The 19678-nt window shown below is 68.1% G+C and carries 18 protein-coding genes and 1 other RNA gene; 10 read left to right on the forward strand and 9 right to left on the reverse strand.

Going from position 1 to position 19678, the window contains the following annotated elements:
* Nucleotides 1–24: 24 nt before the first annotated feature.
* The 4 genes from ASC76_RS15170 to gyrA all read right to left on the reverse strand — a co-directional run bounded on the left by ASC76_RS15170 (nt 25) and on the right by gyrA (nt 5398).
* A complete protein-coding gene (locus ASC76_RS15170) occupies nt 25–909 on the reverse strand; it encodes a prephenate dehydrogenase/arogenate dehydrogenase family protein (RefSeq protein ID WP_056467986.1) in 885 nt (294 codons plus the stop codon).
* Nucleotides 910–922: 13 nt separating this feature from the next.
* Nucleotides 923–2035, reverse strand: coding sequence for a prephenate dehydratase (gene pheA / locus ASC76_RS15175; protein WP_056467987.1), 1113 nt, complete (start codon nt 2033–2035; stop codon nt 923–925).
* 85 nt (nt 2036–2120) lie between these two features.
* A complete protein-coding gene (locus tag ASC76_RS15180) occupies nt 2121–2732 on the reverse strand; it encodes a hypothetical protein (protein WP_056467990.1) in 612 nt (203 codons plus the stop codon).
* On the reverse strand, nt 2732–5398 hold the full coding sequence (gyrA, locus tag ASC76_RS15185) for a DNA gyrase subunit A (protein ID WP_056467993.1): 2667 nt from the start codon (nt 5396–5398) through the stop codon (nt 2732–2734). Before gyrA ends, ASC76_RS15180 begins: the two co-directional genes overlap by 1 nt.
* A 282-nt stretch (nt 5399–5680) precedes the next feature.
* Here gyrA and ompA point away from each other — a divergent pair, with 282 nt between their 5' ends.
* From ompA to ASC76_RS15205, 5 genes are all read left to right on the forward strand, one after another.
* On the forward strand, nt 5681–6340 hold the full coding sequence (gene ompA / locus ASC76_RS15190; RefSeq protein ID WP_056467995.1) for an outer membrane protein OmpA: 660 nt from the start codon (nt 5681–5683) through the stop codon (nt 6338–6340).
* An 89-nt stretch (nt 6341–6429) separates the two neighbouring features.
* Nucleotides 6430–7131, forward strand: coding sequence for a bifunctional 2-polyprenyl-6-hydroxyphenol methylase/3-demethylubiquinol 3-O-methyltransferase UbiG (gene ubiG / locus ASC76_RS15195; RefSeq protein ID WP_056468000.1), 702 nt, complete (start codon nt 6430–6432; stop codon nt 7129–7131).
* Complete coding sequence (gene gph, locus ASC76_RS15200; RefSeq protein WP_056468003.1) at nt 7128–7796, forward strand: phosphoglycolate phosphatase; 669 nt, start codon at nt 7128–7130, stop codon at nt 7794–7796. The genes ubiG and gph overlap by 4 nt, the downstream gene beginning before the upstream one ends.
* Before the next feature lie 12 nt (nt 7797–7808).
* Nucleotides 7809–8179: a transfer-messenger RNA gene (gene ssrA / locus ASC76_RS24765) on the forward strand.
* A gap of 106 nt (nt 8180–8285) precedes the next feature.
* The gene (locus tag ASC76_RS15205; RefSeq protein WP_157615734.1) at nt 8286–9239 is read left to right on the forward strand and encodes a hypothetical protein; all 954 of its coding nucleotides are present in this window, start codon (nt 8286–8288) and stop codon (nt 9237–9239) included.
* Nucleotides 9240–9255: 16 nt separating this feature from the next.
* Here the strand turns inward: ASC76_RS15205 and ASC76_RS15210 are convergent, their stop codons facing one another.
* The 4 genes from ASC76_RS15210 to ASC76_RS15225 all read right to left on the reverse strand — a co-directional run bounded on the left by ASC76_RS15210 (nt 9256) and on the right by ASC76_RS15225 (nt 13099).
* Nucleotides 9256–9504: a hypothetical protein gene (locus tag ASC76_RS15210; RefSeq protein ID WP_056468009.1), complete on the reverse strand. Its 249-nt coding sequence runs from the start codon at nt 9502–9504 to the stop codon at nt 9256–9258.
* Between the two features lie 74 nt (nt 9505–9578).
* A complete protein-coding gene (locus tag ASC76_RS15215; protein ID WP_056468011.1) occupies nt 9579–10397 on the reverse strand; it encodes a thymidylate synthase in 819 nt (272 codons plus the stop codon).
* A 73-nt stretch (nt 10398–10470) separates the two neighbouring features.
* Nucleotides 10471–11148 carry an OmpA family protein gene (locus tag ASC76_RS15220; RefSeq protein ID WP_235580477.1) on the reverse strand — a complete coding sequence of 226 codons (678 nt, stop codon included), beginning with the start codon at nt 11146–11148 and terminating at the stop codon, nt 10471–10473.
* A gap of 139 nt (nt 11149–11287) precedes the next feature.
* Nucleotides 11288–13099 carry an ABC transporter transmembrane domain-containing protein gene (locus ASC76_RS15225; protein WP_056468014.1) on the reverse strand — a complete coding sequence of 604 codons (1812 nt, stop codon included), beginning with the start codon at nt 13097–13099 and terminating at the stop codon, nt 11288–11290.
* 121 nt (nt 13100–13220) lie between these two features.
* Here ASC76_RS15225 and ASC76_RS15230 point away from each other — a divergent pair, with 121 nt between their 5' ends.
* The 4 genes from ASC76_RS15230 (at nt 13221) to ASC76_RS15245 (ending at nt 18313) form a co-directional block, all read left to right on the forward strand.
* Nucleotides 13221–13703 carry a MarR family winged helix-turn-helix transcriptional regulator gene (locus tag ASC76_RS15230; protein ID WP_056468017.1) on the forward strand — a complete coding sequence of 161 codons (483 nt, stop codon included), beginning with the start codon at nt 13221–13223 and terminating at the stop codon, nt 13701–13703.
* Nucleotides 13704–13840: 137 nt separating this feature from the next.
* A complete protein-coding gene (locus ASC76_RS15235; RefSeq protein ID WP_056470886.1) occupies nt 13841–15283 on the forward strand; it encodes an efflux transporter outer membrane subunit in 1443 nt (480 codons plus the stop codon).
* A 53-nt stretch (nt 15284–15336) separates the two neighbouring features.
* Nucleotides 15337–16686: an efflux RND transporter periplasmic adaptor subunit gene (locus ASC76_RS15240; protein ID WP_056468020.1), complete on the forward strand. Its 1350-nt coding sequence runs from the start codon at nt 15337–15339 to the stop codon at nt 16684–16686.
* Nucleotides 16687–16705: 19 nt separating this feature from the next.
* Complete coding sequence (locus ASC76_RS15245; RefSeq protein WP_056468023.1) at nt 16706–18313, forward strand: DHA2 family efflux MFS transporter permease subunit; 1608 nt, start codon at nt 16706–16708, stop codon at nt 18311–18313.
* 14 nt (nt 18314–18327) lie between these two features.
* Here the strand turns inward: ASC76_RS15245 and ASC76_RS15250 are convergent, their stop codons facing one another.
* Complete coding sequence (locus ASC76_RS15250) at nt 18328–19398, reverse strand: lipocalin-like domain-containing protein (protein ID WP_056468027.1); 1071 nt, start codon at nt 19396–19398, stop codon at nt 18328–18330.
* 39 nt (nt 19399–19437) lie between these two features.
* Between ASC76_RS15250 and ASC76_RS15255 the strand changes: the two genes are divergently transcribed.
* A complete protein-coding gene (locus tag ASC76_RS15255) occupies nt 19438–19632 on the forward strand; it encodes a DUF2805 domain-containing protein (protein ID WP_162247128.1) in 195 nt (64 codons plus the stop codon).
* Nucleotides 19633–19678: the final 46 nt, after the last annotated feature.

A 19678-nucleotide genomic window follows, 5' to 3' on the forward strand; every position in this document is an offset into this window, starting at 1 on the left:
CCCAGCTGCTTGGCTGAGCGGGGGTTAGCGGTTGGAGTTCGGCTTGGCAGCGTTCATCTGCCAGCCGCTGCGCGCCTCGGACGCGCTGCGAATCATGTCCTCGAGCGCTTCGAGGTTGCCTGATTTCATCGCGTGCTCCATCGCGTCGAGCGCGTGGCGGAATCGCGCCGTCTGTTTCAGGACTTCTTCGCGATTCGACATCAGGATGTCGCGCCACACCGCGACATCGCTCGCTGCGATTCGCGTGAAATCTCGAAAGCCCGGGCCGGCGAGCGACAGGTAGTCGCGCCCCGCGGGTTGGCGCGCGACCGAGTTGAAGTACGCGTAGGCCAGCATGTGGGGCAGGTGGCTCACGGCGGCAAACGCCGCGTCGTGGTTCTCCGGCGTCATCCGCAGCACCTGCGAGCCGATCGCGGCCCAGCAGTCGGTGGCGCGCTGCAGCAGTTCGGGGGAGGTCTGCGGCAGCGGCGTCAGGATGACCTGGCGGCCGTTGTAGAGCGTGGCGTCCGCGTGGCCAATGCCGGCCGATTCCTTGCCGGCGATCGGGTGCGCGGGCACGAACGAGACGATGTGCTCCTTCAGCACACGGCGCGCCGCGTCGACCACGTCGCGCTTGGTCGAGCCGACGTCCATGATCAGCACGCCCGGCTCGATCAGGTGGCGGATCGCCTTGAAGGTCGATTCGGTTGCGGCCACCGGCACCGCGATCAGCACGATGTCGGATCCGGAGACCGCCAACAGCGCCGACTCGGCGATCGTGTCGATGATGCCGAGCCGCTTGGCCTTCTCGGTCGTCGACGGCGACTTGCTGTAGCCCACCACGCGCTTGACCAGCCCGGCGCGCTTCAGCGCGAGCGCGAACGAGCCGCCCATCAGGCCGCATCCGATCACACCGAGTTGATTGAACATGGCGGCCGCGGCGTCAGTGCACGTCGATCGGGTAGGTGCCGAGCTGCTTGAAGAATGCGCAGACGCCGCGCAGTTCGGCCAGCGCGGCGGCCACGTTCGGCTGGTCGGGGTGGCCCTGCAGGTCGATGTAGAAGTAGTACTCCCACTGACCGGAGCGGGCCGGGCGCGACTCGAAGCGCGTCATCGACACCCCGTGGTTCTTCAGCGGCACCAGCATGTCGTGCACCGCGCCGGGCCGGTTCGCGACCGAGACCACGATGCTCGTGCAGTCGTGACCCGACGCCTTGGGCTGCGGATGCTGATGGGGGTGCGCGACGATCGCAAAGCGGGTGCGGTTGTGCGCGTCGTCCTGGATTGCCGGGGCCACGACGTGCAGGCCGAACTCGGTCGCGGCATGGGTGCTGGCGATGCCGGCCAGCGAGCCGTCGAGGCTGGCCAGGCGCGCGCCTTCGGCGTTGCTCGCGACCGGCCGGCGCTCGGCGTGCGGCAGGTGGTGGCTGAGCCAGGCGTGGCACTGCGCGAGCGCCTGCGGATGCGCGCAGACCGCGGTCACGTTCTCGAGCGAGTTCTCGCACCGCAGCAGGTTGTGGCGCACGTACAGGCTGGTCTCGCCGATGATGAACAGCGGCGTGGTCAGGAACAGGTCGAGCGAGCGCGTGACCACGCCCTCGCTCGAGTTCTCGACCGGCACGACGCCGAAGTCGGCCGCGCCGGCGCTGGTGACGTGGAAGACCTCGTCGACGTTCGAGCACGGCACCTTGACGATCGTCGAGCCGAAGAATCCGAGGGCGGCGAGCTCGCTGAAGGTGCCGGCCGGGCCGAGATAGGCGACGCGCGTCGGCGTTTCGAGCGCGCGGCAGGCCGACATGATCTCGCGCCAGATCGGCGCGACGCTGTCGCTCTTCAGCGGCCCGGGGTTCGCGGTCTTCAGGCCGTCGATCACCTGCGCCTCGCGCTCGGGACGGAACGCCACCGAGCCCTCGCGCCGCTTGAGTTCGCCGACCTCGAGTGCGAGCGATGCGCGCTGGTTCAGCAGCCCGAGCAGGTCGCGGTCGAGCTTGTCGATCCGACCGCGCAGCGCGAGCAACTCGGGTTCGTTTGGCGAGGAGGGGGCGGGTTCAGCCATGGGACGCTTGAAATTCTCGCACGCAGCGGCGCTGCATACACGGGTCGTCAACGCGGCGCGGGCGACGCCGCACCGCGCCGAGCGATCACTTCGACGCAGGCTTCTTGGCTGGCGTGGCGGCCTTCGGTGCGGAGGCGCCCGACGCCGCGGCAGCCGGCGGCACGCCCAGCGATGCGCGGACCTTGGCCTCGAGCGCCTGCAGCTTCGGCTCGACCGACGGACGCGACTCGGCGACCAGCTTCTCGGTGAAGTTCTTCTGCACCTCGGGAACGATCTGCTCGTACTTCTTGCGCACCGGTGACTCGAGCCAGGCGATCAGCTGCTTCAACTCGTCCTCGGTCAGCTTGTCTTCGAGCGCCGCGCCGATCGTCGACGGGGCGAGCTTGATGGCACGCTCGCGCACCATCGGGTTGGTCTCCTCGACGTACTTCTTCACGTCGGCCTCGATCGACTTGCCGGTCGCTTCGCGCTTGTCGGCAGGCACCTGCTGCAGCGCGCGGCCGGCGGCCTGGATCATCGCCGCGGCGGGCTGCTCGACGAGCCCGCGGGCAACGTTCTCGATGCCGGGCTGCTGCAGCACCATCAGCTTCTGGATCAGTTCCTTCTTCGCCGGCGACGACGACGCGGGCGCGGCGGTGTTCTGTGCATGGGCGATCGCAGCGCTGGCGAGCAGCGCTGTCACGACAAACTTCTTCATCAGGAGTTCTCCTCGGCGGGCGGCTCGGCGCTGCCGTTAGGTTCAGGGGTGGGGGAGGCGGCGAGGTCGGTCGTGCCGTCGCCGTTGGCGTCATTCTCGACGATGCGCTGCAAGCCGATCAACTGAGCACCCTGATCGAGGGCGATCAGCGTCACGCCTTGCGTGGCGCGGCCCATTTCGCGGATCTCGGCGACGCGGGTGCGCACGAGCACGCCCTTGTCGGTGATCAGCATGATCTCGTCGTCCGCACGCACCAGCGTGGCCGCGACGACCTTGCCGTTGCGCTCGCTCTGCTGGATGGCGATCATGCCCTTGGTGCCGCGGCCGTGGCGCGTGTACTCGACGATCGAGGTGCGCTTGCCGTAGCCGTTCTCGGTGGCCGTCAGCACGCTCTGGGTTTCGTCCTCGGCGACCAGCATCGCGATCACGCTGACGCCGTCGTCGAGCGCCATGCCGCGCACGCCGCGCGCGCCGCGGCCCATCGGTCGCACGTCGTTTTCGTCGAAGCGCACGGCCTTGCCGCCGTCGCTGAACAGCATCACGTCGTGCTTGCCGTCGGTGAGCGCGGCGCCGATCAGGAAATCGCCCTCGTCGAGGTCGACCGCGATGATGCCGGCCTTGCGCGGATTGCTGAATTCATCCAGCGAGGTCTTCTTCACCACGCCCTGCGCGGTCGCCATGAACACGTAGTGATCGGCCGGGAAACTGCGGAAGCCGTCGGTCAGCGGCAGCACCACGTTGACCTTCTCGCCCGGCTGCAGCGGGAACATGTTGACGATCGGACGGCCGCGCGAGTTGCGCGAGCCTTGCGGCACTTCCCAGACCTTGATCCAGTAGACCCGGCCCTTGTTGGTGAAGCACAGGATGTAGTCGTGCGTGTTGGCGATGAAGAGCTGGTCGATCCAGTCGTCTTCCTTGGTCTGCGTCGCCTGCTTGCCGCGGCCGCCGCGCTTTTGCGCGCGATACTCGGACAGCGCCTGGCTCTTGATGTAGCCGGTGTGCGACAGCGTCACGACCATGTCGGTCGGCGTGATCAGGTCCTCGGTGCCGAGGTCCATCGCGTTGTGCTCGATCGTGCTGCGGCGCGCACCCACCTTGGTCTGGCCGAACTCCTGCTTGATGCTGGCAAGCTCGTCCGAAATGATCGCGGTGACGCGTGCCGGCGTGGCCAGGATGTCGAGCAGATCGGTGATCTGCGCCATCACGTCCTTGTACTCGCCGATGATCTTGTCCTGCTCGAGGCCGGTCAGGCGCTGCAGGCGCATCTGCAGGATCTCGCTGGCCTGGTCGTCGGAGAGGCGGTACAGGCCGTCCGGCTGGATGCCGTATTCCTTCGGCAACCCTTCCGGTCGATAGGCTTGCAGGCCGCCCGGGTTGTCGCCGGCGACGCGCGAGAGCATCTCGCGCACCATCGACGAATCCCAGCTCTTGCTCATCAGCGCGGCCTTGGCGACAGGCGGCGTCGGCGACTGCTTGATCGTCTCGATGAACTCGTCGATGTTGGCCAGCGCCACCGCCAGGCCTTCGAGCACGTGGCCACGCTCGCGCGCCTTGCGCAGCTCGAACACGGTGCGGCGGGTCACGACCTCGCGACGATGCTCGAGGAAGACCTCGATCAGGTCCTTCAGGTTGCACAGCTTCGGCTGGCCGTCGATCAGCGCGACCATGTTCATGCCGAACGTGTCCTGCAGCTGAGTCTGCTTGTACAGGTTGTTCAGCACGACCTCGGGCACTTCGCCGCGCTTGAGCTCGATCACGACGCGCATGCCCGACTTGTCGGACTCGTCCTGGATGTGGCTGATGCCTTCCAGCTTCTTCTCGTGCACCAGCTCGGCGATGCGCTCGAGCAGGTTCTTCTTGTTCACCTGATAAGGGATCTCGTCGACGATGATCGACTGCCGCTGGCCCTTGTCGATGTCCTCGAAGTGGCACTTCGCGCGCATGATCACGCGCCCACGCCCCGTGCGGTAGCCGTCGCGCACGCCCGACAGGCCGTAGATGATGCCGGCGGTCGGGAAATCGGGCGCCGGGATGATCTCCATCAGCTCGTCGATCGTCGCGCCGGGATTCTTCAGCAGGTGGTGGCAGGCGTCGACGACCTCGTTCAGGTTGTGCGGCGGGATGTTCGTCGCCATGCCCACCGCGATGCCGCCGGAGCCGTTGACCAGCAGGTTCGGCAGACGTGTGGGCATCACCAACGGTTCCTTTTCGGAACCGTCGTAGTTCGGGCCGAAGTCGACCGTCTCCTTGTCCAGGTCGGCCAGCAGCTCGTGCGCGATCTTGGCCAGCCGGATTTCGGTGTAGCGCATCGCCGCGGCGTTGTCGCCGTCGACCGAGCCGAAATTGCCCTGGCCGTCCACGAGCATGTGGCGCATCGAGAAGTCCTGCGCCATCCGCACGATCGTGTCGTAGACCGACTGGTCGCCGTGAGGGTGGTACTTACCGATCACGTCGCCGACGATGCGGGCGGACTTCTTGTAAGGCCGGTTCCAGTCGTTGTTCAGCTCGTGCATCGCAAACAGGGCACGTCGATGCACCGGTTTGAGGCCGTCGCGTGCATCCGGCAGCGCACGGCCGACGATCACGCTCATCGCGTAATCGAGGTACGACCGCCGCATTTCCTCTTCGAGGCTGATCGGCAGGGTTTCCTTGGCGAACTGGGTCATGCGTTGTTTTCTTGAATGCCGAGGGTGACACGCGCTTGAACAAGCGCGCAGTGCAGCCCATCATTGTAATTGCCGTTCCTTGTAGCGCTGATGCAACATCAACGGGCCAGAGCGCGTAGCGCGGGGCCAAAAACAGGTTGCGCGAAAGCCCTATGGCACAATAACTCGGTCGGTGGTCAGCGCCCGGGTACGTGTTCAACGCACGGGGGTTTACCAGTACTTTCCGATTCCGGTTCGGACGTTTTGCAGAACACTACTGCGCCTTCCCTCGAGAGGAGAATCATGAAGAAACTGAACAAGGTGGCGTCGCTCTTTGCAACCGCTGCCCTCGCAACTTCCATGTCTGGCGCATTTGCGCAGACGGTTGACAACTGGGTCAACGGCAGCGGCAACCTTCCCTGGAAGAACGGCACGAATGAGCTGTGCTGGCGTGATGGCTACTGGACTCCGGCCACGGCAATCGCCGAGTGCGACGGCGCGCTGAAGCCGCCGGCGCCGGCACCTGCCCCCGCCCCGGCCCCGGTCGCTGCTCCGGCACCGAAGCCCGCTCCGGCCCCGGCGCCTGTCGCCCCGGTCGCGACCTCGGAGAAGGTCACCTTCGCCGCTGATGCGTTCTTCGACTTCGACAAGTCGGTCCTGAAGCCGGAAGGCAAGGCCAAGCTGGACGATCTGGTCAGCAAGATGGGCGGCATCAACCTCGAAGTCATCATCGCGGTCGGCCACACCGACTCGGTCGGCTCCGATGCCTACAACCAGAAGCTGTCGGTCCGCCGTTCGGAAGCCGTCAAGTCGTACCTGGTGTCGAAGGGTGTCGAAAAGAACCGCGTCTACACCGAAGGCAAGGGCGAGAAGCAGCCGGTCGCCGACAACAAGACCGCCGAAGGCCGCGCGAAGAACCGTCGCGTGGAAATCGAAGTCGTGGGCACCCGCAGCACGAAGTAATCAGCCCGGGCCCACGCGGCCCGCTGATCAGGAACCCCGCCTCGGCGGGGTTTTTTATTGCCGCCGCGTCTTTCGCTAACATCCTCCGCATGACCAACGTCGATCCTCAAGAGCTCGCCAAATTCAGCGAGCTGGCCCACCGCTGGTGGGACACCGAAAGCGAGTTCCGCCCACTGCACCAGATCAACCCGTTGCGGCTCGACTGGATCGACCGCCACGCCCCATTGAAGGGCAGGCGCGTGCTCGACATCGGCTGCGGCGGCGGTATCCTGGCTGATTCGATGGCACGCCGCGGTGCCAACGTGCTTGGCATCGACCTCGCCACCAAGCCGCTGAAGGTCGCGCAGTTGCACGCGCTCGAGGCCGGCACCGACAACATCGAGTACCGTGAGATTGCCGCCGAGGCGCTGGCGGCCGACGTGCCGGCGAGTTTCGACACCGTCACGTGCATGGAGATGCTCGAGCACGTGCCCGATCCGTCGTCGATCGTTCAAGCCTGCAGCACGCTGGTCAAACCGGGCGGCTGGGTGTTCTTCTCGACCATCAACCGCAACGCCAAGGCCTTCCTGTTCGCGATCGTCGGCGCCGAGCATGTGCTGCAGTTGCTGCCCAAGGGCACGCACGAATACGCGCGCTTCATCCGCCCGAGCGAGCTGGCGCAGTGGTGCCGCAATGCCGGGCTGGAGATGGCCGACACGCGCGGCATGGAATACAACCCGCTGACCAAGCGCTATGGGTTGTCCGGCGACACTAGCGTCAACTACCTGATCGCGTGCCGGAAGCCCGCATGAGTGGCCCGAACTGCCGCGCGGTGCTGTTCGATCTGGACGGCACGCTGATCGACAGTGCGCCCGATCTGGCTGGTGCCGGCAACGACATGCGCGTCGCGCGCGGCCTCGCGCCGCGTCCGCTTGCGCACTTCCGCCCGATGGTCGGCTCGGGCGCGCGCGGCATGCTGGGCCGCGCCTTCGACATCGGCCCCGACCACGAAACCTTCGGTGCGCTGCGCGACGAGTTCCTGCAGCGCTACGAAGCCCGCATGACGCAGGAGACGCGCCTGTTCCCGGAGATGCAGCCGGTGCTGGACGCGCTGGCGCGGCACGTGCTGCCGTGGGCGATCGTCACCAACAAGGCCACGCGCTTCAGCGACCCGCTGGTGCGCGCGCTCGGCCTGCTGCCGCCCGCCGCGACGCTGGTGTGCGGCGACACCACGCCGCACGCCAAGCCCCACCCCGCACCGCTGCTCGAGGCTGCCCGTCGGCTCGACGTGCCTGCGGCGGAGTGCGTCTACGTCGGCGATGACCTGCGCGACGTGCAGGCCGGGCGCGCCGCCGGCATGCGGACGATCGCGGTCCACTGGGGCTACCTGGGTGAGGGCGAAGCCATCGAGGCCTGGGGTGCCGATCATTTGGCCCGCAGTGCCGACGAGCTCTTGTGTTTGCTCGGGATGACCTAAACTACCCGCTCTGGGGCTGACCTGGCTTCGACGAAGGTACGGAGTCGGAACAGTGCACGCCGAGCACCAGTTCGCTCGTAAATCCACTGGAAACAAAGTAACTGCGAACGACTCTTCGTACGCCCTCGCCGCTTAAAACCGGTGAGCTTCGCAACAGTTGGCCGATGGGCTGGGTCTGAGGGGTAACCTGAAGGCTGCGAAGTCATACACATTGGCTCGTCCTGAGTTGGGTCACTCTTCACAGGATCAAATCTAGTGAATCGAAAAGTGGGTAGCGTGCTGCTGCGCGACCCGCCGATTTAAAACCAAATCAGCCAGCTAAGCGTGTAGATCTGCCCGGCGATGGTTTTCGGACGGGGGTTCGATTCCCCCCAGCTCCACCAGTCTTCTGTTCACCGATATTCCGACACGAACGCCTCCAAGTCATTCACGACTCGGAGGCGTTTTCTCTCGATGACCACGAAATCTCAGTCGCTCGTCGATCGGATCGTGACCCACGCGGGTTTGTCGCGGTACACCTTTGCCGCGGTCATCGTCTTTCTGCTTGCGTTGCTGTTGTCGCTGGCGCTGCTGTCGCCCGGCGGGCAGGCGGCGGTCCGTCCGCGCGGGCTCTGGAAGCTCGGCCTGGAACCGACCCTGATCGTCTACATCCTGGGCATCTATCCGTGGCTGCAGAAGCGCTTTGCTCTGGCGACCGACGCGCTTCGACCGCTTTTCACCGAACCCGAGATCGTCGACAAGGTCCACGCCCGCAGCCGGCGCGGCGAAGTGATCGCCATGTCGATCGGCGCGGCCTTCTCGTTCTGGGTCACCAGTTCCTGGCGGATCGACGAAACGTGGCTGCGCCTGTACCTCGTCACGGCCAACGTCGTTCTGTTCAGCCTGATGGCGCTGGCGATCTTCGACGGGGTGGAGCGAACGCGGCGACTCGCGCGCGTGGTGGGTGCCGGCCTGGAGCTCGATTTGTTCGATCGTCAGCTGCTGGCGCCGATGGCCCGCTGGGGCCAGACCGTCGCGCTGACCTTCGTCGGCGGGATCTGCCTCAGTCTGCTCTTTCAGTCGTACGAGACCTTGCACAGCGTGCGCTCGCTCGTCATCTACTCGATCCTGATCGTGGTCGCGCTGACCTTGTTCTTCACGTCGGTGTGGAGCATCCACCGCGCCCTGGTCGCCGCGCAGCAGCGTGAGTTGACGGTCGTGCGTCAGCATTGGACGCTGGCCCGCAGCGCGTACAAGCGGGAACTGGCCGAAGGCGCAGACCACGACGCCGTCCGACTGTACGAGCCGATGGTCGTCCTCGGTGCCTACGAGGCCCGGATCCTCGCGGCCTCCACGTGGCCGTTCAATCCGAAGATCGTCAAGGAGGTCATGGCCTCGCTTGTCGCGCCATTCCTGATCTACGGGCTGAAGATTGCGATCGGACGGCTGGCCGGAAGCGCCTGACGAACCCCCACTTACGCTACTGGGTGATGCGACGGCCCTGTTCGCCGAAGAACCTGCGCAGGCTTTCGGTGGAGCGAATTTTTTCTTGCGCGTACCAGGTCTTGACGAACTTCTCGGCCGCCTCTTCCGGCTCGGCGTCGCCGCAGTACGGGAAGCCGCTGACCGCCCACTTCACCGCGATCGGTCCCGGCAGCGACGGCACCAGCTCCAGCGTGCGCGCGCAGTAGCGCGCGATCCACGGGAAGCAGGAGCGGGCTTTTTGCATCTCGCCATTTTTCGATCCGGCCGCGCCCGAACCTGTAGGACAACGCCGCAGCGCGCTGTCGGCCGGCTCGCGCTCTAGACGGCGACCGGCGCCTTGATCGCGGCGTGGTGCTCGTAGCCGACCACCTCGAAGTCGTCGTAGTCGTAGTCGAAGATCGACGCGGGGCGGCGCTTGATGTGGAGCGTCGGGTACGCGTGCGGCGCGCGTGTGAGTTGCAGCGCGACCTGCTCGGCGTGGTTGCTGTAGATGTGGCAGTCGCCGCCGGTCCAGATGAAGTCACCGACCTCCAGGTCGCACTGCTGCGCGAGCATGTGCGTGAGCAGGGCATAGCTGGCGATGTTGAACGGCACGCCGAGGAAGATGTCGGCGCTGCGCTGGTACAGCTGGCAGCTCAGGCGACCCTCGGCGACGTAGAACTGGAAGAACGCGTGGCACGGCATCAGCGCCATCTTCGACAGCTCCGCCACGTTCCAGGCGCTCACAATGATGCGACGCGAATCCGGGTTGGTCTTGAGCTGCTTGACGACCTCGGCGATCTGGTCGATGTGACCGCCGTCCGGCGTCGGCCACGAACGCCATTGAACGCCGTAAACCGGCCCGAGATCGCCGTTCGGCGCGGCCCACTCGTCCCAGATCGTCACGCCGCGCTCCTGCAGCCATGTGGCATTGCCATCGCCGCGCAGGAACCACAGCAGCTCGAGGATGATCGACTTGAGATGGACCTTCTTGGTCGTGACGAGCGGGAAGCCCTCGCGCAGGTCGTAGCGCATCTGGTGCCCGAACACGCTCGTGGTGCCGGTGCCGGTGCGGTCGGCCTTGAAGACGCCATGCGTGCGCACGTGGCGCATGAAATCTTCGTATTGCGAGCGGATCGGGCGGTCGGGAGAGGGCATCGCGGCGGCGTCCTTCGTGGGCGAGCCGCGATTATCCATGCCGGCCCGCGGGGTGCCGTTGTCGTCGCCGCGCTCAGCTCGGTGCCGGCTCGCGCAGGAAGATCTCGACGCGGCGGTTCTTCGCGCGGCCCGCGTCGCTGGCGTTGCTGGCGATCGGCTCGCGGTCGCCGCGGCCGGCGGTCTCCACCCGTGCGCCCGCGACCCCGCGCGTCACCAGGTAGTCGCGCACGCTCTGCGCGCGCTCGACCGACAACGGGTTGTTGATCGCCGCAGAGCCGGTGTTGTCGGTGTGGCCGACGATCAGCAGGCGCGCCGTCGGGTCGTCGCGCAGGCTGTTCGCGAACGGGTCGAGCACGGCGCGCAGCGGCGGCTTGATCGCGGCGCTGCCGGTGTCGAACGAGATGTCGTTCGGGATGTTGAGCTTGAGCTCGTTGTTCTCGGTGCGCGTGACCTCGACGTTGGTGCCGCGCGTGGCCTGTTCCATGGCGTTGCGGCGGTCCTCCATGCGCTTGGACCACAGGTTGCCGGCGACCGCGCCGAGCGCGCCGCCGATCACCGCGCCGGTGCCGGCCTTGCCGCCCGTGGCCGAACCGAGGACCGCGCCGACGCCGGCGCCGACGCCCGCGCCGACCGCCGTGCCCTTCTGGCGCTCGCTCATGTCGGCGCAGCCGGCAGCGAGCAGGGCGGCGAGGGCGAGTGCGCCGAGGCGCGCCGGCATCGTGACGGGGCGAATGATGATGTTGTCGTTCATGTGAAGGCTCCTTGTCCGAGCGCGTGCCGAGCGGCCGCGCATTGCGCGATTCTGGCGAGGCTTGGATGCCCGCGCTGGCGCGGGGCTGCAACCGGACGTGTCGACTTGCAACCCGCGCGCCGTCGCACCGCCGGCCGGCTTACCGGTCGAACTGCAGCGCCGCCAACCGTGCGTACAACCCGCCGGACGCGACCAGCTCCGAATGCGTGCCGGTCTCGACGATCTCGCCCGCTTCCATCACGACGATGCGGTCGGCGCGCTGCACCGTCGCCAGCCGGTGCGCGATCACCAGGGTCGTGCGGTCCTTCATCGCCGATTCGAGCGCGGCCTGCACCATGCGCTCGCTCTCGGCGTCGAGCGCGCTGGTGGCCTCGTCGAGCAGCAGCAAGGGCGGGTTCTTCAGCATCGCGCGCGCGATCGAGATGCGCTGGCGCTGGCCGCCCGACAGGCGCACGCCGCGCTCGCCGAGGAAGGTCTGGTAGCCGTCCGGCAGCGCGGTGATGAAGTCGTGCGCGAACGCGGCGCGCGCCGCGGCGATCACCTCCGCGTCGCTCGCTGTCGGCCGGCCGTAGCGGATGTTCTCCATCGCGTCGGTCGAGAAGATCACGCTGTCCTGCGGCACGATGCCGATGCGCTCGCGCAGCGCGTGCAGGTCGACCTCGCGCACCGGGACGCCGTCGACGGTCACCGAGCCGGCGCTGACGTCGTAGAAGCGCAGCAGCAACTGGAACACCGTGCTCTTGCCGGCACCGCTCGGGCCGACCAGCGCCACCGTCTCGCCCGGTGCGACGTCCAGGTTGAAGTGCGACAGGGTCGCGTGCTGCGGCCGCGATGGGTAGCGGAACGTCACATCGCGCAGCGCCACCGCCGAGCCACCCGTGGTCGCGGCGAGCGCCACCGGCTTGGCCGGCGAGGCGATCGGCGAGTTGACGTGCAGCAGTTCCATCAGCCGTTCGGTCGCCCCGGCGGCGCGCAGCAGGTCGCCGTAGACCTCGGACAGCACCGCCACGCTGCTGACCAGGATGATCACGTAGATCACCGTCTGCCCCAGGTGCCCGGCGCTGATCTGGCCGCGCTCGACTGCCTGCGTGCCCTGGTACAGGCCCCACAGCAGCGCACCGAACGTGGCGGTGATGATGAACGCGACCAGGATGGCCCGCATGCGGGTGCGGCGCACCGCGGTCGCGAACGCGTTCTCGGTCGAGACATCGAAGCGCTGCGCCTCGCGCGCCTCCTGGGTGTAGCTCTGCACCACCGGAATCGCGTTCAACACCTCGGCGGCGATCGCGCTCGAATCGGCCACCCGATCCTGGCTGGCGCGGCTGAGGTTGCGCACACGGCGGCCGAAATACAGGCTCGGCAGCACCACGATCACGAGGATGCCGAGCACCTGCGTCATCACGACCGGGTTGGTCGCGATCAGCATCGCCATCGCGCCGATCCCCATCACCGCGTTGCGCAGGCCCATCGACAGGCTCGAGCCGACGACCGTCTGCACCAGCGTCGTGTCGGTCGTCAGGCGCGACAGCACTTCGCCGGTCTGGTTGGTCTCGAAGAACTCGGGGCTTTGCGTGACGACGTGCGCGTACACCGCGTTGCGCAGGTCGGCGGTGATGCGCTCGCCCAGCCAGGTGACCATGTAGAAGCGCAGACCGGAGAACAGCCCGAGCGCCGCGCCGACCGCGAACAGCGCGACGAAATGCTGGCGCAGCGCCATCACCCGCTCGCCGGGCTCGGCCGCGACGAAGCCCTGGTCGATCAGCGATTTCATCGCCACCGGGAAGACCAGCGTGCTCAGGGCCGCCATCACGAGGAACAGGACCGCCAGCGCGATCTTGCCGCGGTACGGTCGGAGGAACGGACGCAGCCCGCCGAGCGAGCGGACATTGCGTCCGGGGGCGGGCGCAGTGCTGCGGGCAGGCGCCGACGCGGACGCCGGCAACGAGGGCATGGAACGGGACATGGCGGAAGTGTAGGGCGGCCAGTGCCGGAACGTGCGACGGCAGATACAGCCTTGACAATAATTGACTAGGCAGTTATATTTCGCTCAACCCTTTTGAACCGAGACCGCCGTGACCCGCACCGCTCCTCCTGCCGACTTCTATCGCGCCGCCGGCTATTGCGCGGAGGAAAGCGTCGGCTACCTGATGAAGCGCATCATGCTGTCGATCGTCTCGCAGGCCGACAAGCGGCTCGACGCCCACGGCCTGACCAGTGCGCAGTGGGGTCCGCTGATGCGCCTGCAGGCCACCGGCGGGGCCACCGTCGCCGAGCTCGCGCGCTGGCTCAACCAGGATCCCGGCGCGATGACCCGCCTGCTCGACCGGCTGGAAAAGAAGGGCCTGTGCAAGCGCGTTCGCTCGACCGAGGACCGTCGCGTCGTGCAGGTGGAACTGACTCCCGACGGCGAGGCCGCCATCGCCGAGGTCCCCGCGGTGCTGGCCGAGGTGCTCAATGCGCACCTCGCCGGCTTCTCGAAGACCGAATGGCACGCCTTGCGCAACTACCTCGAGCGCATGGTCGAGGCCGGCGACGCGATGCGCGAGGCCGGCTGACCGTCCGCGACGCACTCGCCCGAATTGAACCGATTTGATTGCCTGAGCAAATGAAGCCACAACAACTATTGAACGAAGCGACTCTCCAGCACGTGCTGGAATCGCTCCAGGACCACGTCCGCTGCGCCAGGTCCAGCCTGCCCGCGATCACCGCGATCGCGGTGGCGATCGCATCCAGCGTCGTGCTGACGCTCGGTGGTTGCGCAAGCAGCGCCGGCATCGCGCCGATTGCGCAGACGATCGCGCCGGCCAGCGTCGGCCTCGATGCGAACGCCGCTACCGGCGCGGTGCCGCTGGCGGCCGATTGGTGGCACGCGTTCGGCGATTCGACGCTCGACGGCCTGGTCGAGCGTGCGCTGGCCGGCAACCCCAGTCTCAAGGTCGCGCAGGCGCGCCTCGAGCGCGCGCAGGCCGCAATCGCCGGCGCGCAATCTGCCGATGGGCTCAAGGTCAACGGCGAGTTCGACGCCACCCGCCAGCGCTTCAGCAAGAACGGCATCTACCCGCCGCCGCTGGGCGGCGGCATCTTCACGATCGGCACCGCCCAGATCGGCGCGTCCTACGATTTCGACTTCTTCGGCCGCAACCGGGCCGCGATCGAGGCTGCCATCGGCGCGCAGCGCGCTGCGCAGGCTGACGTGCAGGCCGCGCGCATCGTGCTGGCCAGCAACGTCGCCCGCACCTACGTGCAGCTCGGCCGGCTGTTCGAGCAGCGCGAGGTCGCCGCGCGCGCGTTGAAACAGCGCGACGAGACGCTGTCGCTGATCCGCCAGCGCGTCTCGGGCGGGCTCGACACCAACGTCGAGCTGCGCCAGGGCGAAGGCCTGCTGCCCGAATCCCGCCAGCAGATCGAGCAGCTCGACGAGCAGATCGCTCTCGCGCGCCACACGCTGGCTGCGCTGACCGCGCAGGCGCCGAACGCGCTCGACGCCCTGGTGGTGCCGCTCCAGTCCGTGCAGGCGGTGGCCGTGCCCGACACGCTGCCGGCCGACCTGCTCGGCCGCCGCGCCGACATCGCCGCCGCGCGCTGGCGCATCGAGGCCGCCACCAGCGACGTGAAGAACGCGAAGGCGAGCTTCTACCCGAACATCAACCTGACGGCGTTCGTCGGTCTGAACGCGATCGGCCTCGACCGCCTCGTGCGCTCCGGCAGCGAGCAGTACGGCATCGGCCCGGCCCTGACGCTGCCGATCTTCGACGCCGGCCGGCTGCGCGCGAACCTGCGTGGCAAGACGGCTGACCTGGACGCCGCGATCGAGAGCTACAACGGCGCCGTGCTCGACGCCGTGCACGACGTCGCCGACCAGATCAGTTCGGTACGCTCGATCGCGCGCCAGCAGGCCGAGCAGGCCAAGGCGCAGGCCGCCGCCGAGTCGGCCTACGACCTGGCCACGCAGCGCTACAAGGCCGGCCTGGGCACCTACCTGACCGTCCTGAACGCCGAATCGACGGTGCTGAACCAGCGCCGCCTCGCGACCGATCTGAAGGCGCGCGCCCTCGACGTGCAGATCGCGCTGATCCGCGCCCTCGGCGGCGGCTACACCGAGCCGATCACGCAGACCGCTGCGGCCGGCCAGTAAAGCGCCACGCCCGATCCGAAGAACACGCCCACGAATTTCCCGGAGTACGAACCATGAGCGCCCCCGAAACCAATGTCCCCGCCGCCGCCCCGCAGACCGGAAACCCGGCGCGCAAGCGCGCGCTGACGGCCGTCGCGGCCGCCGTCGTCGTCGCGGGCATCGCCTATGGCGCCTACTGGGCGCTGGTGCTGAACCACTACGAGTCGACCGACAACGCCTACGTGCAGGGCAACGTCGTGCAGCTGACGCCGCAGATCGGCGGCACCGTCGTCGCGATCAACGCCGACGACACCGACCATGTCAAGGCCGGCCAATTGCTCGTCAAGCTCGACCCGGCCGACGCACAGGTCGCGCTCGACCAGGCCGAAGCGCAACTCGCGCAGACGGTGCGCGAAGTGCGCACGCTCTACGCCAACAACAGCACCCTGAAGGCGCAGATCGCGCTGCGCCAGGCCGACCTGGCCCGCGCGCAGAGTGACGTCGCGCGCGCCCAGGACGACGTGTCCCGCCGCGCCCCGCTGGTGGCCACCGGCGCCGTGGGCAAGGAGGAGTTCAACCACTCCACCTCGCAGCTCGCCGCCGCCAAGAGCGGCGTGGTCGCCGCGCAATCGGCAGTGCTCGCCGCGAAGGAGCAGCTCAGCTCGAACCAGACGCTGACCGATGGCATTGCCGTCGAGCAGCACCCCAACGTGCTGCGCGCCGCGGCGCGGGTGCGCGAGGCCTACCTGGCGCTCAAGCGCGCCGACCTGCTCGCGCCGGTCGACGGCTACATCGCCAAGCGCAGCGTGCAGCTCGGCCAGCGCGTGCAGGCCGGTGCGCCGCTGATGTCGGTGATCGCGCTGAATCAGGTCTGGGTCGAGGCCAATTTCAAGGAAAGCCAGCTCAAGAACCTGCGCATCGACCAGCCGGTGACGCTCGAGGCCGACGTGTACGGCAAGAAGGTCGAGTTCAACGGCCGCATCGAGGGCCTGGGCGCGGGCACCGGCGCGGCATTCGCGCTGCTGCCGGCACAGAACGCGACTGGCAACTGGATCAAGGTGGTGCAGCGCGTGCCGGTGCGCATCAAGCTCGATCCCAAGGACCTGGTCGAGCACCCGCTGCGCGTCGGCCTGTCGATGGACGCGAAGGTCGACATCAGCAAGACCGAGGGCCGCATGCTGGCCGACGCGTCGCGGCCGTCGACGGTCGCGCAGACCAGCGTCTTCGACCAGAACAACAGCGCTGCAGATGCCGAAGTGCGCCGCATCATCGCGGCCAATGGCGGCAAGGTGAGTGCGCCGGCCGTCGCCCGGGGCGCCAGCGCCAGGTCGGCCCCGCTGACGGCCTCCGCGGCCAGTCCGGTGTCGGCCGCCGCGGCGGTCGAGACGATCGCCGCCGCGCCGCCGGCCGTTCACCTGAAGTGATGCGCCGGAGCGCCTGACCATGTCGTCGACTTCCGCCGCCCTGCCGGCCCCGACGGGCGCGCCGCCGCCGCCGCCGGCCGCGCCGCGCCCGCAGACTGCGTTCCCGCCGCTGACCGGCAGCCAGCTCGTGCTGGGCACGGTCGCGCTGTCGCTCGCGACGTTCATGAACGTGCTCGACACGTCGATCGCGAACGTCTCGATCCCGGCGATCTCGGGCGACCTGGGCGTGAGCCCGTCGCAGGGCACCTGGGTGATCACTTCGTTCGCGGTCGCCAACGCGATCTCGGTGCCCCTGACCGGCTGGCTCACGCAGCGCTTCGGCCAGGTGAGGTTGTTCACCGCGAGCGTGATCCTGTTCGTGATCGCGTCGTGGTTGTGCGGTCTCGCGCCGAACATGCCGATGCTGATCGCGTTCCGCGTGATGCAGGGCTTCGTCGCCGGGCCGATGATCCCGCTGTCGCAGACGCTGCTGCTGGCGAGCTACCCCGCCGCGAAGGCCGGCACCGCGATGGCGATGTGGGCGATGACCGTGCTCGTCGCGCCGGTGGCCGGGCCGCTGCTCGGCGGCTGGATCACCGACAACATCTCGTGGCCGTGGATCTTCTACATCAACATTCCGGTCGGCATCATCGCGGCCGGGCTGACCTGGTCGATCTACCACAAGCGCGACCCGGGGCCGCGCAAGGTGCCGCTCGACTACGTCGGCCTGGGGCTGCTCGTGCTGTTCGTCGGCGCGATGCAGATCATGATCGACAAGGGCAAGGAGCTCGACTGGTTCAACTCCGGCCAGATCATCATCCTCGCGGTGACGGCGACGGTCGCGTTCCTGTTCTTCCTCGCCTGGGAGCTGACCGACAAGCACCCGGTCGTCGACCTGCGCCTGTTCGCGCGCCGCAACTTCACGATGGGCACGGCCTCGCTGTCGGTCGCATACGGCCTGTTCTTCGGCAACGTCGTGCTGCTGCCGCTGTGGCTGCAGCAGTACATGGGCTACACCGCGACCTGGGCCGGCCTCGCGACGGCGCCGGTGGGCATCCTGGCGATCATCCTGTCGCCTTGGGTCGGCAAGAACGTCAGCAAGATCGATCCGCGCAAGCTCGCGACGGTGGCCTTCGTCGGCTTCGGCGCGGTGCTGTGGATGCGCTCGAACTTCAACACGCAGGCCGACTTCTACACGATCCTGATCCCGACGATCCTGCAGGGTGCGGCGATGGCGTTCTTCTTCATCCCGCTGCAGGCGATCGTGTTCTCGGGGCTGACGCCGGACCGCATGCCCTCGGCCGCGGGCCTGTCCAACTTCGTGCGGATCACCGCCGGCGCGGTCGGTACCTCGCTGTTCACGACGCTGTGGGAAAACCGCGCGATCCTGCACCACGCGCAGCTCGCGGAGCAGATCAACGCGACCAACGTCAGTGCGACGCAGTTCGCCGCGCAGCTCGCCGCCAGCGGCTTGAGCACGGAGCAGGCTGCCGCGAGCATGAACCGCTTGATCGACCAGCAGGCCTACACGATGGCGGTGACCGACGTGTTCTACATGTCCTCGCTGCTGTTCTTCGCGCTGATCGCGGTGATCTGGTTCGCGAAGCCGAAGCCGGGCGGTGCCGCGGGCGGCGGCGGCGCCCACTGACCTGACGCGCGCGGCTACAGGCGCAGCGCCGCCGCGTAGCCGGTCATCTCGAGGTAGCCACGGCCGACGCGGCGGCCAGATTCGTCGCGCAGGTCGCTCAGGCCCTCCCAGTAGATCGCGCCGCTGCTGCCGCGGCTGTCGAGTTCCTGGTTGTCGAGCAGCGCGGCCACCGTGAAACGGCCCGCTGGCGTGGCGATCGTCCACTCGACCGGGTAGCGCGCGCGCGAACTCGCGCTTTCCCAGACGCGGCCGGGTGTGAAGCCGACCTCGCCGGGCGCGAAGTTGCGCACCGCCTCGCCCACGCGGCGGAGGCTGCCGCCGGCGTAGACGCTGCCGCCGTCGGCACGGCGCAGGCGGAACGCGGTGAGCGCGCTGCCGTCGTCCAGGTTCATGCCGATCCAGTCCCAGCCGACCGCGCCGGCAGGCACGAACGCGTCGCTCCACTCGTGGTCCAGCCAGGCGCGGCCCGTCACGGCCGTGGCGCGGCCGTCGAGCGTCAGCGTGCCGCGGGTCGTCAGCTGCGGTTCGCTGTAGTAGCGGCTGGTGTCGCCCGCCGCGGGGCCCTTGCGCGACAGGCCGGCGTCGCCCTGCAGCAGCACCGGCTGGGTCGAATCGAGCTGCAAGTCCAGCGTGAAGCCCGCGCTGTCGCTCGCGACGAAGGCCGCGTAGCGGCTGCGGTCGGCGGCGGCAGGCGAGGGCGTGCGCGCCAGGCGCCAGTCGCGCAGCACCACGTCGGTGTCGTCGGCGCGCGCCTGTGCGATGCCGAAGCCGGCGCGCGCGATGCGCTGGTCGTGCCGCAGGCGTCGACCTTCGAGGTCGGTCACCGCCGCGTGCGCGAACAGCAGCTGGGCCGGATTGAAGCGGCTCTGCGCGCCGGCGCCGATGCCGGTCGACGAGCGGAAGAACGTGATCTGGAATCCCCACAGTCTCGCGTCCGCCTGCAGGCTGCCGGTGACGTACCACCATTCGGTGCGCGCGGCCGGGTGCGCGCCGAAGTCGACCGGGAAGCGCATCGCGTCGGGCGCATCCGCTGCGGCGAACGCAGGGGTCGCGGCGAGCCACAGCAGCAGGGAGCGTCGGTCCATCGGGCGAGCATCGCACAGTATGGCGTCACAATGCGGCGCATGGCCAAACCCGTTCCGCGCCTGACCCCCGCCGAGATCCAGCGCGTGATCGCGACCGCCTGGGACGACCGTCCGCCGTTCAACGCGGTGCTGATGGCGCACGGCCTCAACGAAGGCCAGCTGGTCGCACTGCTGCGGCGCGTTCTCACGCCGAACGCCTTCCGCACCTGGAGCGTACGCGCGCGCGGGCGCTGAATTCCTTGTCCCTTCATCTTGCTCCGACGCTTGAGTCGCGTCGGTC

It is taken from the genome of Rhizobacter sp. Root404 (assembly GCF_001425865.1).
Taxonomy (GTDB): Bacteria; Pseudomonadota; Gammaproteobacteria; order Burkholderiales; family Burkholderiaceae_C; genus LMDS01.

Excerpts from the sequence above, each read along its gene's own strand:
- ASC76_RS15220 (WP_235580477.1), bottom strand. The coding sequence starts at position 11,148 with ATGAACGACAACATCATCATTCGCCCCGTCACGATGCCGGCGCGCCTC.
- ASC76_RS15225 (WP_056468014.1), bottom strand. The coding sequence starts at position 13,099 with ATGCCCTCGTTGCCGGCGTCCGCGTCGGCGCCTGCCCGCAGCACTGCG.
- gyrA (WP_056467993.1), bottom strand. The coding sequence starts at position 5,398 with ATGACCCAGTTCGCCAAGGAAACCCTGCCGATCAGCCTCGAAGAGGAA.
- ASC76_RS15170 (WP_056467986.1), bottom strand. The coding sequence starts at position 909 with ATGTTCAATCAACTCGGTGTGATCGGATGCGGCCTGATGGGCGGCTCG.
- ubiG (WP_056468000.1), top strand. The coding sequence starts at position 6,430 with ATGACCAACGTCGATCCTCAAGAGCTCGCCAAATTCAGCGAGCTGGCC.
- ASC76_RS15250 (WP_056468027.1), bottom strand. The coding sequence starts at position 19,398 with ATGGACCGACGCTCCCTGCTGCTGTGGCTCGCCGCGACCCCTGCGTTC.
- ompA (WP_056467995.1), top strand. The coding sequence starts at position 5,681 with ATGAAGAAACTGAACAAGGTGGCGTCGCTCTTTGCAACCGCTGCCCTC.
- ASC76_RS15210 (WP_056468009.1), bottom strand. The coding sequence starts at position 9,504 with ATGCAAAAAGCCCGCTCCTGCTTCCCGTGGATCGCGCGCTACTGCGCG.
- pheA (WP_056467987.1), bottom strand. The coding sequence starts at position 2,035 with ATGGCTGAACCCGCCCCCTCCTCGCCAAACGAACCCGAGTTGCTCGCG.
- ASC76_RS15245 (WP_056468023.1), top strand. The coding sequence starts at position 16,706 with ATGTCGTCGACTTCCGCCGCCCTGCCGGCCCCGACGGGCGCGCCGCCG.
- ASC76_RS15240 (WP_056468020.1), top strand. The coding sequence starts at position 15,337 with ATGAGCGCCCCCGAAACCAATGTCCCCGCCGCCGCCCCGCAGACCGGA.
- ASC76_RS15180 (WP_056467990.1), bottom strand. The coding sequence starts at position 2,732 with ATGAAGAAGTTTGTCGTGACAGCGCTGCTCGCCAGCGCTGCGATCGCC.
- ASC76_RS15215 (WP_056468011.1), bottom strand. The coding sequence starts at position 10,397 with ATGCCCTCTCCCGACCGCCCGATCCGCTCGCAATACGAAGATTTCATG.
- ASC76_RS15255 (WP_162247128.1), top strand. The coding sequence starts at position 19,438 with ATGGCCAAACCCGTTCCGCGCCTGACCCCCGCCGAGATCCAGCGCGTG.
- gph (WP_056468003.1), top strand. The coding sequence starts at position 7,128 with ATGAGTGGCCCGAACTGCCGCGCGGTGCTGTTCGATCTGGACGGCACG.